This is a genomic window from Arthrobacter sp. FB24, assembly GCF_000196235.1.
Classification (GTDB): Bacteria; Actinomycetota; Actinomycetes; order Actinomycetales; family Micrococcaceae; genus Arthrobacter.
Window position 1 is genome coordinate 4,130,522 of sequence record NC_008541.1, and the last position, 14,745, is coordinate 4,145,266.

The 14,745-nt window shown below is 65.5% G+C and carries 13 protein-coding genes; 5 read left to right on the forward strand and 8 right to left on the reverse strand.

All coding sequences use genetic code 11. The features are described from left to right. Positions 1-31: 31 nt before the first annotated feature. Together ARTH_RS18605 and ARTH_RS18610 are read left to right on the forward strand one after the other, a co-directional pair. Positions 32-421, forward strand: coding sequence for a VOC family protein (locus tag ARTH_RS18605; protein WP_011693497.1), 390 nt, complete (start codon positions 32-34; stop codon positions 419-421). A 222-nt stretch (positions 422-643) separates the two neighbouring features. Beyond that, entirely contained in the window at positions 644-3,307 is a 2,664-nt protein-coding gene (locus tag ARTH_RS18610; protein WP_011693498.1) for an exo-rhamnogalacturonan lyase family protein, read from the forward strand. On the opposite strand, the gene ARTH_RS18615 is transcribed toward ARTH_RS18610, so the two are convergent. From ARTH_RS18615 to ARTH_RS18625, 3 genes are all read right to left on the reverse strand, one after another. Next, positions 3,304-4,434: a Gfo/Idh/MocA family protein gene (locus ARTH_RS18615; RefSeq protein WP_011693499.1), complete on the reverse strand. Its 1,131-nt coding sequence runs from the start codon at positions 4,432-4,434 to the stop codon at positions 3,304-3,306. The two genes, ARTH_RS18610 and ARTH_RS18615, sit on opposite strands and share 4 nt — an antisense overlap. Positions 4,435-4,539: 105 nt before the next feature. Next, complete coding sequence (locus ARTH_RS18620) at positions 4,540-5,943, reverse strand: C4-dicarboxylate transporter DctA (RefSeq protein WP_011693500.1); 1,404 nt, start codon at positions 5,941-5,943, stop codon at positions 4,540-4,542. Positions 5,944-6,093: 150 nt separating this feature from the next. Then, positions 6,094-6,336: a hypothetical protein gene (locus ARTH_RS18625; RefSeq protein ID WP_011693501.1), complete on the reverse strand. Its 243-nt coding sequence runs from the start codon at positions 6,334-6,336 to the stop codon at positions 6,094-6,096. Positions 6,337-6,716: 380 nt separating this feature from the next. Here ARTH_RS18625 and ARTH_RS18630 point away from each other — a divergent pair, with 380 nt between their 5' ends. Together ARTH_RS18630 and ARTH_RS18635 are read left to right on the forward strand one after the other, a co-directional pair. Then, on the forward strand, positions 6,717-7,187 hold the full coding sequence (locus ARTH_RS18630; protein ID WP_011693502.1) for a hypothetical protein: 471 nt from the start codon (positions 6,717-6,719) through the stop codon (positions 7,185-7,187). Positions 7,188-7,278: 91 nt separating this feature from the next. Then, the gene (locus tag ARTH_RS18635; RefSeq protein WP_011693503.1) at positions 7,279-7,929 is read left to right on the forward strand and encodes an SRPBCC family protein; all 651 of its coding nucleotides are present in this window, start codon (positions 7,279-7,281) and stop codon (positions 7,927-7,929) included. 65 nt (positions 7,930-7,994) lie between these two features. Here ARTH_RS18635 and ARTH_RS18640 read toward each other — a convergent pair whose 3' ends face one another. Continuing rightward, positions 7,995-10,028 carry a rhamnogalacturonan lyase gene (locus ARTH_RS18640; protein ID WP_011693504.1) on the reverse strand — a complete coding sequence of 678 codons (2,034 nt, stop codon included), beginning with the start codon at positions 10,026-10,028 and terminating at the stop codon, positions 7,995-7,997. A gap of 263 nt (positions 10,029-10,291) precedes the next feature. Then, on the reverse strand, positions 10,292-11,140 hold the full coding sequence (locus tag ARTH_RS18645) for a hypothetical protein (protein WP_011693505.1): 849 nt from the start codon (positions 11,138-11,140) through the stop codon (positions 10,292-10,294). 151 nt (positions 11,141-11,291) lie between these two features. Between ARTH_RS18645 and ARTH_RS18650 the strand changes: the two genes are divergently transcribed. Then, positions 11,292-11,468 carry a CsbD family protein gene (locus ARTH_RS18650; RefSeq protein WP_043430082.1) on the forward strand — a complete coding sequence of 59 codons (177 nt, stop codon included), beginning with the start codon at positions 11,292-11,294 and terminating at the stop codon, positions 11,466-11,468. A 118-nt stretch (positions 11,469-11,586) separates the two neighbouring features. On the opposite strand, the gene ARTH_RS18655 is transcribed toward ARTH_RS18650, so the two are convergent. Genes ARTH_RS18655 through ARTH_RS18665 form a run of 3 tightly spaced genes read right to left on the reverse strand, consistent with a single transcriptional unit; the run spans position 11,587 to position 14,741 of the window. Further along, a complete protein-coding gene (locus ARTH_RS18655; protein WP_011693507.1) occupies positions 11,587-12,843 on the reverse strand; it encodes a Gfo/Idh/MocA family protein in 1,257 nt (418 codons plus the stop codon). A 43-nt stretch (positions 12,844-12,886) separates the two neighbouring features. Continuing rightward, positions 12,887-13,636, reverse strand: a complete 750-nt coding sequence (locus ARTH_RS18660) for a ThuA domain-containing protein (RefSeq protein ID WP_011693508.1) — start codon at positions 13,634-13,636, stop codon at positions 12,887-12,889. A gap of 1 nt (position 13,637) precedes the next feature. Next, the gene (locus ARTH_RS18665) at positions 13,638-14,741 is read right to left on the reverse strand and encodes a Gfo/Idh/MocA family protein (protein ID WP_011693509.1); all 1,104 of its coding nucleotides are present in this window, start codon (positions 14,739-14,741) and stop codon (positions 13,638-13,640) included. Between the last annotated feature and the right edge of the window lie 4 nt (positions 14,742-14,745).

Consider the following 14,745-nt stretch of genomic DNA (forward strand, 5'->3'; position numbering starts at 1 on the left):
GGGCCACTTTGCGTCGGTGTAGCTTGGCCGGATGCTGAGCATTGGCTCGATCGTGATCCGCGTTGATGACCTCCCGTCCCAGATGGCCTTCTGGCAGGCCGCCCTGGGCTTCGAGCCGCGGCATGAACCCGAGGCCGACTTCGTGATCCTGCAGCCGCCGGGCGGCGCGGGCACCTGCATCTCGCTGGACCGCGTGCCGTCCTCGGTCCACATTCCGCCGCGCATCCACCTGGACCTCTACACCGAGGACCAGAGCGGCGAAGTGCAACGGCTCCTTGATCTGGGCGCCACCCGGATCGAGTGGAGCAAACGGCCCGCGGACGCGGACTACGTGATCATGGCCGACCCCGAGGGCAACCGTTTCTGCGTCATCGACACTGCCGGCCGCGGCGCCACCCAGGGGTCCGAGCCGGGCACATAGCGTCACACACTAACGCTCATAAGCGCACAGGGGTGCCACCAAAATCATTGACTTGCACTGCTTCGTACTGTTAGAACTGATCGGAAAGCGGTTTCCGACCGATCCCCAACAAACACCCCCCGGGCCACGGGTCGGATTCTGCAGGAGTTTTGAAACGATACAAGCATGTGAAGAGCAGCCCTGCATGCTGGTTAACCCACGCGCCCTCGAAGGAGACGGACAATGACGACCGAAGCAGCACTCAACTGGCTGGACGGCGTGGCTCCCGCGGGGCTATCCGGCGGCACCACCTGGGGCATGCCCTTCGCCCGCGGCTCGCTGGCCGGCGTCAGCGAAATCTCCGTCTCGGACGCCGACGGGCGGCCGGTCGCTTCGCAGGCCTGGCCGCTGGCAACCTGGCCGGACGGCTCGCTGAAGTGGGCCGGCGTCGCCCTGCCAGCCGTCGACGCACCCTCCGCCCACTACCGGGTAACGTCCGACGGCGGCGCCTCCCCGGAGTCCGGGCCCTCACCGGAGGCCGCCCCCGCCCAGGAGATCACCGTGACGGAAACCGAAGACGCCATGACGATCTCCACCGGCACCTTGGACATGGTCATCAACCGAAACGGCTCATCCCTGTTCGCCACCCTCTCCCGCGCCGGCACCGTGGTGGCGCGCGATGGCAAACTGGTCAGCCTGCTCCAGGACGGTGTCGCGGAGGCCGCCGGCAGCGTCAGCCGGCAGGCCTTCACGGGTGAGGTGACCGCCGTCGTGCTTGAACAAAGCGGTCCGGTACGCGCGGTGGTGCGGCTGGAAGGCTCACACCGCCCGGATAACCACAGTGACGGGCGCAGCTGGCTGCCGTTCGTAGTCCGGTTCTACTTCCACGCCGGAGCCCGCAGCGTGCGGATGGTCCACTCCTTCATCTGGGACGGCGATGCCGAGCGTGACTTCCTGGCCGGACTCGGCGTCCGGTTCACGGTACCGCTCGAGGGCCAGCTGCACGACAGGCATGTACGCATCGCAGGGGCCGACGGCGGTTTCCTCACCGAGGCGGTCCGCGGCCTGACCGGCCTGCGCCGCGACCCCGGCGAGGCCGTCCGTCGCGCCCAGATCGAGGGACGGGCCACTCCGCCGCTGGAGGAGTGGAGCGACCTGGTGTCCAAGCGGCTCCACCTGATCCCCGCATGGAACGACTACACCCTGACCCAGCTGAGCGCGGACGGCTTCGAGCTCCGCAAACGGACCGGCGAGGGCCACGGCTGGGTGGGAATCTCCGGCGGCACGCGGGCTGCGGGATTCTGTTCACTAAGCGGTCCGCGCGGCGGCTTCGGCGTCGGCGTCCGCAACTTCTGGCAGTCCCACCCGGGGCAGCTGGACATCCGGGGTGCCGCCACCGCCCAGGCCGCCGTAACGGCGTGGCTGTACTCACCCGAGGCGCAGCCCATGGATCTGCGGTTCTACCACGACGGACTGGGGCAGGACACGTTTGAGGAACAGCTCGAAGGGCTGGAGATCACCTACGAGGACTACGAACCGGGATTCGGCAACCCCGCCGGCATTGCCCGCACCCACGAACTGACGCTGTTCGCCTACGACTCCACTCCGGACGCCGCTGCCCTTGCCGCTGATGCGGAGGCCACCTCCACGCCGCCTCTCCTGCAGGCCACCCCGCAGTACCTGCACTCGGCCGGCGTGTTCGGTGACTGGTCGCCCGTGGACCGCAGCACGCCTGAGCGGGCCGGACTGGAGGACAAGCTGGACTTCCTGTTCGACTTCTACACCGGCCAGGTGGAGCAGCGCCGCTGGTACGGGTTCTGGAACTACGGCGACGTGATGCATACCTACGACGCCGACCGGCACGTCTGGCGCTACGACGTGGGCGGGTACGCCTGGGACAACTCGGAGCTCTCCCCCGACCTGTGGCTCTGGTACATGTACCTGCGGTCCGGGCGGGCGGACGTGTTCCGTTTCGCCGAGGCCATGACCCGCCACACCGGCGAAGTGGACGTCTACCACCTGGGCGAGTGGCGCGGGCTGGGATCCCGGCACAACGTCCAGCACTGGGGCTGCAGCGCCAAGCAGCTGCGGATCAGCACTCCCGCCTACCGCCGGTTCTACTACTACCTGACGGCGGACGAACGCACCGGCGACCTGCTCTCCGAGCTCGTGGACAGCGACCAGAACTTCCTGGGCCTGGACCCCACCCGCAAGGTGCGCCCGGACATCGCCACGTACCGGCCGGACCGGAGCGCGCTGGCCGTGGGCCTGGGAACCGACTGGGGATCGCTGGCCGCCACCTGGCTGACCGACTGGGAACGCACGGGCAACCCGCGCTCACGGGACCGCCTGCTGGGCACCATGGCGGACATCGGCGCCCTGAAATACGGCTTCCTCACGGGCGAAGCGCTGTACGACCTGGATAAAGGAAGGTTCGACGCCGGCCGCGAAGTCATCAGCGTCTCGCACCTAAGTGCGGTGTTCGGGCTGGTGGAAATCTGCAGCGAACTGGTCAGCCTGGTGCCGGATGCCGCGTTTGAAAGCGCCTGGCTGCAGTACTGCCGGCTTTTCCTGGCCACACCCGAAGTACAGGCCCGGGAGGTGGGCCGGCCGCTGGAGGGCATCTACCTGACGCAGGCCCACAGCCGCCTCTCCGCCTACGCAGCCGCGCGGCTGGGTGACGCTGAGCTCGCCGGCCGCGCCTGGGACAGCTTCGCGGAGGGCGGCGAGAACCTCAACCACGGGGAAGCGTTCACGCTGCGGAAGATCGAACCGCCGTATGTCCTCTCTCCCGTGGACGAGGCCCTGACAGTGTCCACCAACGACGCCGCGCAGTTCGGCCTGGCGGTGATCCAGAACCTGGCCCTGATCGGCGGACACCTCCCGGCACTCCAGCCGGTGGGCTAGGCGGCGGCCCATGGCTGGGTTTTGGTCCGGATGCCCTCCCCTGATTCCACGGACTGCTGGATGGTAAGCGCAAGGTACTGGTCGTGGCAGGCTTCCGCGAGGCTGTAAACCTCCGGACCGCCGTGGACGTAGTCGGCCATGCCCTGCAGCAGCGCGGCGACGGAAAGTTCGTCGTCGGCGAGCCGGGCGGGCGCGAACGGGTTCCGGTAGAGCCAGTTCCCGCCCTCCACCAAACCGCGGAGAAACATGCCTTCGTGGTTGCCGGCATGCCCGGCACCGATGCGCCGGATCTCGCTGCGCATGGGCGTACGGAAGTCCTCCACGTAGCGCAGTTCGGTATCGCGGAGCTCGCCACGGTCGCCCCGGACCAGCACGTGCGGGGAGCGGATCCAAGAGCGGTACTGGTCGGTGGTGAAATCGAAGACGCCCAGCCTGCCGCCGAAGTCCAGCCGCGCGGACACGTGCGCCTCATCGATCAGATGGTCTTCCTGCGGATCCCCGGAGCGGTCAGGTCCGGCCTTCATCCTCGAGCGGAACTCGTGGGCGGTCACCTCGGCGTTTTCGAAGCCGATCCCCAGCAGCCGCCTGAGGATGCTGACCCCGTGGTACCCGTGGCAGACCGAGGCGAAGGCCTCTGCAACGCTGCCCAGCCGGCCCGAGCGGGCGATGGCGATCTGCGCCGAGAGCAGGGGTTCCAGGTGGTATTGCTCGGCAACCTGGATCCGCGCGCCGTCCTCCACCAGCCGATACAGGGACAGGAGCCCCTCGAGGTCCGGGGCCGGCGGCGTCTCCGTCAGCACGGGGAGACCCCGCGATGCGGCATCAGCGATGACACCCGGGGCTGCGCCTGCACTGACGGATACAACCGCGAAGTCCGGCGTCGCCTCGTCAAGGAGTTCCGCCAGGGTGGGGTACGCGCAAACGCCCCACTCCCTTTCCACCGCTGTCCGGCTTTCCTCCCGCCTGGCCACCACGCCACAGACCCGGAAGAGGTGCGGAAGGGCCTGGGCTACACGGAGGAAGAAGCCTGCCCGGTAGCCACCGCCAATGACGGCAAAGGTCGTTGGAGGTTTGGTGCTCCCGCCGGCCGGAACGGTGGCGGGGTCTTCATGAGAAAGCGTTTTCATGGGCCCAGTCTGCCTGTTCTGCGGCGGTCAAACCAGCCCCGTTCCGCATGGCGGGACGACGACGGCGTGCGTCAGTGCCGCCGCCGTCCGCCGGCTTCCGCTGTCCTACCGCACCGGAGCCGGTACGGTACCGGCCGGTTCGGCAGCGCCGGCAGGCTCGACGGCGGCAGGAGACTCAGGTGCGCCGCCCGCCGTCGGGCTTTCCTCCGCTTCCCCGCGGAAAGCGCGGAGCATGGCCTCCCGGTCGAACTGGCCTTCCCATTTGGCCACTACGAACGTGGCGACGCAGTTCCCCAGCAGGTTCACGGAGACGCGCATGGAGTCCATGAGGCGGTCGGCGCCCAGGAGCAGGGCCACGCCGGCCACCGGAAAGATGCCCAGGGCGGCCGCGGTGGCCGAGAGCGCCAGGAAGGCCGAACCGGGGACGCCGGCCATGCCCTTGGAAGTCAGCATCAAAATGCCCAGGGCCGCGAGCTGCTGGCCAAGGTCAAGGTTGTGCCCGAAGGCCTGGGCCAGGAACAGCAAGGAGATGGACAGGTACAGCGCGGCGCCGTCCAGGTTAAAGGAGTAGCCCGTAGGCACCACCAGTCCGGTGGTGGCCCGGGAGCAGCCCGCGTTGGTCAGCTTGATCATGATGCGCGGCAGCACGGACTCGGTGGACGCCGTGCCCAGCGCCAGCAGGAATTCTTCGCGGCTGTACTTGATGAACTGCCACAGCGGCACCCGCGGGTACACCCAGGCCACCACGAACAGCAGCCCGATGAAGATGATGGCCGCACCATAGCAGGCCGCGATCAACAGTGCGTAAGTGCTCAGTGAGCCAAGGCCGTACTGGCCGATGATGAACGCCATGGCGCCGAAGGCACCCACCGGGGCAACGCGCATCACCCAGCCCATGATCTTGAAGAACAGCTCCAGCACCGTCTCCAGGAGCGTCACCACGGGCAGGCAGCGTTCCCGGCCCACCACCACGATCGCCGCGCCGAAGAACACCGAAAAGCAGAGCACCTGCAACAGGCTGTTGGACGCGAAGGCACCCACCACGCTGGTGGGAATGATGCCCAGCAGGAAGGCACCGGCGTCCTTGGGCGGGGCCGTTCCGGTCTTGGCATTGAGGGCGTCCTGGGACAGCGTATTCGGATCGATGTTCAGGCCCGCGCCCGGCTGGACGATATTGCCCACCACAAGACCGAACACCAGGGCGAAGAGCGTAGCGCCGGTGAAGTACAGCAGCGCTTTCACGCCCACCCGGCCCACGGCCTTCACGTCGCCAACGGCCGAGATGCCGGTGACAATCACCAGGAAGATCAGCGGAGCGATGATCATCTTGATCAGCTGGATGAAACCGTCACCCAGCGGCCGCAGGGCCGAACCGAGATCGGGCCAGAAGTGGCCGACCCCGATGCCCAGGCACACGGCCGCCAGAATCTGGAAGAAGAGCGACTTGTAAAGCGGCTTCTTCGGGGCCGCACTGCTTGCGTCGGGCACCAGGGGCAAGGGGAGTTTCATCAGGGCTGCCAATCAACGGGGAAAAGGGGCGCTGGACGCCTTCAGGTCATAGGCAACGCTAGGGACCCCGTGTTTCCGGAATGCTAAATCCGTACTGCGGAATTGTTTAACCGCAGAATGGAATCTGCCGTCCGTGCGGGCGGTGCCGCCCTATACCTGGTCATCCCAGGTGCCGGCGTCCTTGGCCGCATCCTCCGGCTTGCGTTCCGCGTCCGGCTCGCCGCTGCCCACGTACGACGCCGGAACGGTGCCTGCCGCCTGCGTCTGCTGCTCTTCGCGGATGTTCTTCGCCGGACCTGCGCCCGGATGCCCCTGCTGCTGGTCGACGGCATCGGGATCGCCGGGGCCGATCAGCTTTGCGGGGTCGGTTGCAGCTTCGTGGGGGTCGGTCATAATGGCGCCTTTCGTTTGTGTTTGGCCTACGTGCGACCTTTCGTTTTCAACGTCCGGCCGGCACTGCAAGCCTATGGCTTCGCGTCGTGCAGTGGCGAGGTTTCCAGATGCATAACATCCGGAATCAATCCCGGTTTTTCCCGTGAAATCGCGGAAAATAGGGGCTTCGCGACTCTGGCGCTTGAGCAAAAGCAGGCGGACGATTGTACTACCGGGCCACGAATTCACGTGGGAAGAGCCCGGAGTCAAGCCCCCGCAGAGACCGGGTGTGCTGTTTGAAACCGGATGGAACTGGGCGCCGCTTCACAGGGGAGTGAGATCGCGGCTGGCCAGTCCTGCCCGAAAATGATCACTCGCATCCTTATGTAGGAGCAAGAGAAATGTCCATCACTCAATCAACCAAATCCCGCCCCTTCGGAACCCGATTCGCATTGATTTCGGCTGTTTCGCTGGGTCTTATTGGCGGACCTGTTGCACTGGCTGTGCCCGCGGACGCATCGACGTCGTTGCGCGGTTGTACCGTGAACCCGCTGAAGCCGACGGACGCGGGCAAGAACCTCGCAGAGTTTAAGATCAGGATCCACTGCAACGGCAACAAGATCGTGGATGTCCGCCAGAAGCGCTTTGAAAAGGACCGGCATGGGCGCGACGACAGGCTCGGCAGTTCCGAATGGCGGAGGCTGGAGTTCAACCGGCACGATGAGCGCATGACCCTCAGCAAGAAGGACAGTGTCGAGAAGGACAAGGGCAAGGACCGCGTGTACCAGGAAGTCTCCTTCCGGGTTAAGAGCGGCAACAACTGGTCCGACTGGACCCAGTGGGAGAGGAGCGACGTAGCCGTCATCCGCTGACCGCTCCGTCGTCCGATCCTCACGGAGCCAGGGGCGCCACGCCCCTGGCTCTTCCATTCCATCCGAATCCGTTCCAACCCAAGGAGACGCCGTGAGCACACGCGTGGAAAAGCAGATACTGGTCAACGTGCCGGTGAGCGAGGCCTACAAGCAATGGACCCGGTTCGAGGACTTCCCACACTTTATGCCCGGGGTAGAGAGCGTCACCCGGCTCGGTGATGACCGCCTGAAATGGGTGGCCCGCATCGCAGGGGTCCGCCGGGAATGGGAAGCCAACATCCTGGAGCAGGTCCCGGACCGCCGGGTGGCGTGGGCGGCCACCGCGGGGGCCACCAACTCCGGCGCCGCGGAGTTCGACGACGCCGGGAGCGGCAGGACCTCGATCAAGCTCACCCTGGAGTACCAGCCCGAGGGCCTTGTCGAGAAGGTGGGCAACCTGCTCCACATAGTGGGCCGCCAGGCGGAGCACGACCTCAAGAAGTTCAAGCAGTTCATCGAACATGAAGGCCGCGCAACAGGTGACTGGCAGGCACCGGTTCCCGGCGGCGCGCAGGCCGGCGCAAGCCCGGAGTACAACCGGTTCGCGCATCCATTCGATCAGACCAACGGGCTGGTCGACTTCGAGGGAGAGTCCGACGAGACGGCAGAGGGCGAGAACTACAGCGCCGCGGAACGGCTACGGGAACAGCGCCGCCACGACGGTAACCTGCCGCCCATGGGAGGCGGCCTGGGCCAGCACTGAACCGGCGCGAAGCACCGCCCGCATCCTCACGATGCGGGCGGTGCGCTGTCCCGCCGTCGGGCGTCCTACCTGCCCGCGCCGACGTACGTGACTGACGGCATCGCCGGTGTTTTCATTCCCGCCCCAATGAAGAAGCTCGGGTGCGGGGGCTGGTTGTAAGCCACGTTTTCCCGCGCCACACCGGTGCGGTACATCGGATCGTGCATCAGGGTGCGGAGCCGCACCTCGGTGGGCGATGTGGTGGTGTAGATCCGCAGCTCGGTGCTGTCGCTGGACGGGAAAGCCAGCTCCTCGCGCCAGTCCCCCAGCAGGTCAGCCTGCAGGGACGGGTTGCCCTTGGTGGTGTTGTTGCTCCGGGCTCCCGTGGCGGTCAGGAGCCGGTCGCTCGTCTCGGTCTCCCAGTTCCACTTGGAGATGGTGGGCACGCCGACGGACGTGGCGGCGTCATAGTCGTGGTCCACGATTTCGCGCAACAGGTCGCCGTCCCACCAGGCCAGGAAGTTCGCGGCCGGGATGTTCTCCGCAATCAGTTCACCCTTCGCGGACATCAACTGCCCCACCGGCGAGTTCCAGGCGGCACTGCCACCGACGGCCCAGCCTTCAGCGCCGGCATAGCGGGGGTCAATATCCCCCGCGGCTCCGCGTCCGGTGTCCTTGATGGCCGGAATGCTCCAGAGGACTTCACCCGTGGCGGTGTCGCGGAAGGTGGCACCCCGGTTCCCGCTCTGGCTCATGCTTTCGTGCACGGCGAAGGTCTCCAAGCCAGGCCGCGACGGGTCCAGGTCACCCGTGTGGATGGCGTCGCCGTGGCCCAGCTTGGTGTTGTACAGCGGCTGGCCGTTGTCATCAATGGTCATGGAGCCAAAGACGAACTCGTCCTTGCCGTCCTGGTCCACGTCAGCCACCGACAGGTTGTGGTTTCCCTGGCCCTTGTATTCGGCGCCGGCGACGTCGGAATCGAACTTCCAGCGCTGCACCAGCTTGCCGTTGACAAGGTCATAGGTAACCAGGACGGTCCGGGTGTAGTAGCCGCGGCTGAACATCATGGACGGGTGCTCGCCGTCCAGGTACGCCACCGCGCCGAGGAAACGGTCCACGCGGTTGCCGTAGCCATCGCCCCATGCGGCCACGGAGCCGCGCGGCGGGTCGTAATTGACGGTGTCCATGACGGTGCCGCTGGCGCCGTTGAACACTGTCAGGAATTCAGGACCGGAAAGGACATACCCGGCGGTGTTGCGGTAGTCCGCGGACGGGTCGCCGATCACGGTACCGGCACCGTCCGTGGTGCCGTCCGCGGTCTTCATCGACAGCTCGGCCTTGCCGTCGCCGTCAAAGTCGTAGGCGAGCAGCTGGGTGTAGTGCGCGCCCGCCCGGATGTTGTGGCCCAGATCGATGCGCCACAGCTTGGTGCCATCCATCTTGTAGGCGTCCACGTAGACGTTGCCGGTATAGCCGGACTGAGAGTTGTCCTTGGCGTTGGACGGCGCCCACGTCTGGATGATCTCGTACTTGCCGTCGCCGTCCAGGTCGGCCACGCTGGCGTCGTTGGCGGAGTAGGTATAGGGCTTGCCGTCCTTGGTGACGCCGTCGGCGGGCTTGTCCAGCTTGATGGCCAGGTAGTTCTGCGCCATCGGAGTGAATTCCCCGGTGAGCTGGTTCTGCCCGTCACCGTTGCCCACTGCCTTGATGACGTACGTGGAGGACGCAGTCCCCTCCGGGTCGACGTACATGGTGGCGTTCCGGATGGGGTCAACCGTAAGCTGCACGCCGTCGCGGATCACATGGAAACCGATGCTGTCCCGGTCCAGGCCCAGCATCCGCCAGCTGAGCGTGACGCCCTGGTCCGTGAGAACCGCCACGGGCGCACGGTCCAGGTTTTCCACCTGGCGTTTGAGTGCGGACTTGCCTGACTGGCCCGGCAGCCGGTCCGCCTGGCCGGGGCTCGCCTGGGTTGGATCAGCCTGCGTTGGATCAGCCTGCGCCAGCGGGACGCCGGTGAATGCGAGGGCGGCCGCCAGGGTTGCCGCGGCGGCCACTGGCGCCGTTTTTCGGAACCGGCCGGTCTTTTGGGGAAGGGAACATTTCGCGGGGTATGCCAAAGAACATCTCCTTTGATGCTGGTGGCAGCTGAGTCTGCCGCCAGAGGGTTTTGTATCGTTTCATTTTCTGCACCGGCTACCTCCCCGAAAGATTTGGAGAGGGAGCCGGGCGGCAAAGAAAGCGCTTTCCGCACCTAAGGTTTATCAGGGCGTGACTGGATCAGTCAAGGATTTATCGACCTGAAATGTCGGAAAATGTTCGATTCTGTTCGGGATATTGCGATCCCCGCATTGGCGTTCAGGCCTGGTACCTGGGCGAATGATTATTTAGACGGCGAGGGACTCATTGGAGATTCCGAGGCTGTCGGAGTCGCGGTAACGGTCGCCGTCGTCGTTTCCGTAACGCTTGGCGTTGAGGTTCCGGTGACCGTCGAGGTTCCGGTCGGCGTCGGGGTGGCCGTTCCGGAGGAACCGCCCTCCGCCTTGTTCAGGACGTCGTTGACCAGGTCCTCCAACTCCTTCTGGTCGGCGTCGCCCAGGTTCGCGCCGCCCTTGGTGGCCACCACCAGGAGGCGGCCCTGCGCCGCGGAAACCTGCATCAGCATGTCCGAAACGTTGCCGCCGCGGGTGCTGACGGTCGCGAATGTCTCCTCGCCGTTGGTGTCGGCATTCAGTTCCTTGCTGGCCACCTCATAACGCTGTCCCAGCACTGAGAGCGTGAATTTGGCGCACTGGTCCATCTTGCCGCTTACGTCGTTGAGCAGGCCGGCGGCGTCAGGCCCTTCGCTGCCCGACTGGGCGGACAACGTGCGCGGCTGCGACCCCCCTGAGATGGCAATGGCCACGTCACCGCTCTCAACCTTGTCCAGCAACCCCGCCGTGGCAATCCCCTTGCAGCCCGCAGGATCGGTAGTGGCAGCGCTCATCAGCAGGTTGGCGATGTTGCTGCCCTGCTCCACCTGGTCCTTGGAGTAAAGCTTGAGCTCATTGCCGTCCTTGTCGGTCCTGCCCGAGATCAGCCCGCGTAGTTCATCTTCGCTGTAGACCTTGGCCTGCGCCGCGCTGGTCGTTGCGGTGGCAGTGGGTGAAGGGCTTTGCCCGCCCCCGCCGGTACATCCGGCCAGGGCCAGGATCGCTGCGGCTGCAACGCCAAGGACAGGAAATTTCTTCATGGGAACCACCCTTTCAGATAGCAAGCATGCTTATGGTTCATAGGGTACTCCTTCCCGGGACGCCATGGACCTTGGGCTTTTTCTTCCTACAATTTAAGTGGCGGGAATTGCGGCAACCAGCCGCATGGGCCGCACCACAAGGAGGACCGCAATGGGTTTGGGTGACAGGATCCACAACGCCGCGGAGCGACTTCACGGCAAGGGAAAGAAAGCCGCCGGCGAGGCCAGCGGCAACCGCCGGATGAGGGCCGAAGGCAGGGGTCAGGCAATCAAGGCCGATCTCAAGCAGGCCGGCGAAAAATTCAGGCACGCCTTCAAGCGGCACTAGGCGACAAACCGATGAAGCGGGCGGTTCCGAAAGGAACCGCCCGCTTTTCTGCGTTCCGGCTACAAAACATATGTCCTCGGGTGCGGGCAGGGACAGCTGCCTGAAGCCTGGAAGAAGCTCAGCCGCCGGAGACAAGGCCCGGCAGCGCCGCGCAAAGGTCGTCCGGGTCGTCTTTCTCCCCGGGCGGGACGCACCGCCGGGTGGAGGCCTTGACCGCGGTGACGGTGCTCCTGTTTTTGGCGGACTCTTCGACCGCGGTCAGGACGCGCTGGATCTGGAGCCCGTCGTCGAACGACGGCGACGGCTGGCTTCCGTCCCGAATCGCAAGGAGGAAGTCCCGGATCTGGTGGGTGAACGTGTGCTCCCACCCGATGATGTGGCCCTGCGGCCACCACGCTTCGAGGTAAGGGTGCTCCGGCTCGTTCACGAGAATCCGCCGGAATCCCTGCTCCCGGACGGGAAGTCTGGCGTCGAGGAAATTCAGTTCGTTCAGGTTCTCGAGGTCAAACGTCAGCGATCCGAGGGAACCGTAGATTTCGAGCTTGAGCGAGTTTTTTTGACCCGTGGCAACCCGGGATGCCTCCACGGACGCGCTGATGTTCCCCGTCATGCCAAGGGTGGCCCAAGCGGCGTCGTCGACTGTCACTTTCTCCGCACCGCCGGGGCCGGGACGTTGGGTGACAAAGGTCCTCAACGTTCCGGTCACCTCAGTGACGGTTTGACCGGTGAGGTGCTGGACTTGGTCGATGGCATGCGAGGCGATGTCACCCAACGCTCCGGATCCGGCCGTTTCCTTGCGAAGCCGCCAGGTCATGGGGGACTCTGCCTCGGAGAGCCAGTCCTGCAGGTAGGCAGCGTGGACGTGCCGTACAGTGCCCAGCCGCCCCTCTGCAATGAGCTCGCGTGCCAGTGCCAAGGCAGGGACACGGCGGTAGTTGAAGCCGATCATCGATAGCACGCCGCGGGCCCGGGCTTCAGCAGCGGCTGCCGTCATGGCCTCCGCCTCCGCGATGGTGTTCGCGAGGGGCTTTTCCACGAGGACGTGCTTACCGGCAGCCAGTGCAGCGATGGCGATTTCGGCGTGCATCCAGCCCGGGGCACAAATATCCACGATGTCGATGTCGTCCCGTTCAATGACGGCACGCCAGTCCGTGGCGGACTCGGCCCAGCCGTACTTGGCTGCGGCCTCGGCCACCTGGGTGCCGTCCCGGCCTACGAGCACTTTCTGCTCGATGGCCGGGACGTCGAAGAAACTGGCCACGTTCCGCCACGCATTCGAATGGGCCTTCCCCATGAAGGCATAACCAATGGCGGCCACGCCGAGCGGGCGCGAAACCGGCGAGGAAGGTCGGGACGAGTGTGCGGAGGTGGTCATGTATTCGTTCCTTGAGAGTGGGTATTTTGCGAAAGTCGAGGGCCTAGGCTTCCTCGAACCAGCCCAGGGCCGGGTTGGAGACCTCGGGTGCCTCCCTGAACTGATCCGGCTGGGCCACCCAGCCGACGCCGTTGGCGATGACCTTCTGGATTTGCGGCTGGTGGTACACCGGGTATTCCTGGTCACCGGGACTGAAGTAGAAGATTCGGCCCTTTCCCCTGGAGAACGTCACGCCGGAGCGGAACACCTCGCCGCCGGCGAAAGAGCTGATGAAGATCAGGTCGTCGGGTTCCGGAATGTCGAACAGTTCGCCATACATTTCCTGCTTGGGGATGACGATGGGGCTTTCGATGCCGGCCGCGATCGGGTGGGAAGGCTTGACCGTCCACACGAGTTCGCGTTCGCCTTCGTTGCGCCACTTCAGCGAGCACGTGGTGCCCAGCAGCCTGGTGAAGATCTTGGCGAAGTGCCCCGAGTGCAGGACTACCAAGCCCATGCCACCCAGCACGTGGCGCTGCACTCGCTCCACCACCTCGTCGCTGACTTCCTGGTGCGCGATGTGACCCCACCACAGCAGGACGTCGGTCTGCTCCAGGACCTCCTCGGAGAGCCCGTGCTCGGGATCGGCCAGGGTGGCTGTGGAGATTTCGGAGTCCGGGTAGTAGGCGCGGAGCCCGGCGGCGATGGCGCCGTGGATCCCTTCGGGGTACATCTCGCCGATGGTTGCAGGCTCGTTGCGGGCCTCGTGCACGGCCTCGTTCCAGACAACAATCCTGAGTTTTGAATCAGTCATATCAGAGCACCACTTCACGTTTTTCGAGGGCGGATTTGTAGCAGGCATCAAGAATCAGGGCGCGGCTGAGGGCAAGTGACCCGTCGTGGCCGCCCCACACTGTCTCGCCGCCGCGCACGGCGGCAACGAAGTCGTCGACGACGGCCTGGTGGGCGCGGCCGGGTTCGGCCACCACTTCAAAGTCGGCGTTTTCGCCGTCCTTTTCAGTGAAAACGTGCACGTCGGCCACGGGATTCTCGGAAGCGCCGACAGAGCGCAGTTCGGCACCTCCGTCGGTTCCGTAGACAGTGAAGTCCATCAGGTCCCGCTCGTCGCGGTAGCTGGCCCATCCGGCTTCCAGGATGAGCGTCCCGCCGCCTTCCAGCCGAATGAAGGCAGACGCGAAGTCTTCCACTTCGAACTTGTGGCTGGAGTTCGAGGCGGTGTAGCGGGCGTTCCCGCCAAGGCCGCGCGGACCGAGTTCGGAGTGGGTCGAGGCCGAGACAGCCAGAACTTTGGGTTCGCCAAGGAGATGCAGTGCGTAGTCCAGGACGTGCACGCCGATGTCTGCCAACGGACCTCCGCCGGCGAGCTCCGGATTGGTGAACCAGCTGCCCAGCATCGGAATGCCTTGGCGGCGGAGCCAGGATGCTTTGGCGTAGTACGGGCGGCCCAGCGTGCCGTCGTCGATCACTTCCTTGAGGGCCTGGATGTCGCCGCGCCGGCGGTGGTTGAACGCGACGTCCAGGACCCGCCCGGCCTCGCGGGCGGCGTCCACCATCGCCTGCCCTTCCACGCCGTTGCGGGCCAACGGCTTTTCACTCAGCACGTGCAACCCGCGTTCCAAGGCTGCAATCGAAATCGGTGCGTGCAGGAAAGTGGGCACGGCGACACTGACTGCGTCGAGGCCCTCAAGCTCGATCATGTCTTCCCAGCGGGCGAAGGCATGGGGAATGCTGTACTCCTCCTTCAGCCGGGCAAGGAGTTCTGCTTCCATGCCTGCGACGGCGACAATTTCGACGCCGTCGATGTTGCTGTACGCCTTGAGGTGCTGCTGGCCGGCCCAGCCGATACCCACAACTCCCACCTTGAGGGTTGCGGACGGGGCCTGCTGCTGAATGCTCACGTTG

Excerpts from the sequence above, each read along its gene's own strand:
- ARTH_RS18605 (WP_011693497.1), top strand. The coding sequence starts at position 32 with ATGCTGAGCATTGGCTCGATCGTGATCCGCGTTGATGACCTCCCGTCC.
- ARTH_RS18660 (WP_011693508.1), bottom strand. The coding sequence starts at position 13,636 with ATGACTGATTCAAAACTCAGGATTGTTGTCTGGAACGAGGCCGTGCAC.
- ARTH_RS18625 (WP_011693501.1), bottom strand. The coding sequence starts at position 6,336 with ATGACCGACCCCCACGAAGCTGCAACCGACCCCGCAAAGCTGATCGGC.
- ARTH_RS18610 (WP_011693498.1), top strand. The coding sequence starts at position 644 with ATGACGACCGAAGCAGCACTCAACTGGCTGGACGGCGTGGCTCCCGCG.
- ARTH_RS18630 (WP_011693502.1), top strand. The coding sequence starts at position 6,717 with ATGTCCATCACTCAATCAACCAAATCCCGCCCCTTCGGAACCCGATTC.
- ARTH_RS18650 (WP_043430082.1), top strand. The coding sequence starts at position 11,292 with ATGGGTTTGGGTGACAGGATCCACAACGCCGCGGAGCGACTTCACGGC.
- ARTH_RS18645 (WP_011693505.1), bottom strand. The coding sequence starts at position 11,140 with ATGAAGAAATTTCCTGTCCTTGGCGTTGCAGCCGCAGCGATCCTGGCC.
- ARTH_RS18655 (WP_011693507.1), bottom strand. The coding sequence starts at position 12,843 with ATGACCACCTCCGCACACTCGTCCCGACCTTCCTCGCCGGTTTCGCGC.
- ARTH_RS18615 (WP_011693499.1), bottom strand. The coding sequence starts at position 4,434 with ATGAAAACGCTTTCTCATGAAGACCCCGCCACCGTTCCGGCCGGCGGG.
- ARTH_RS18620 (WP_011693500.1), bottom strand. The coding sequence starts at position 5,943 with ATGAAACTCCCCTTGCCCCTGGTGCCCGACGCAAGCAGTGCGGCCCCG.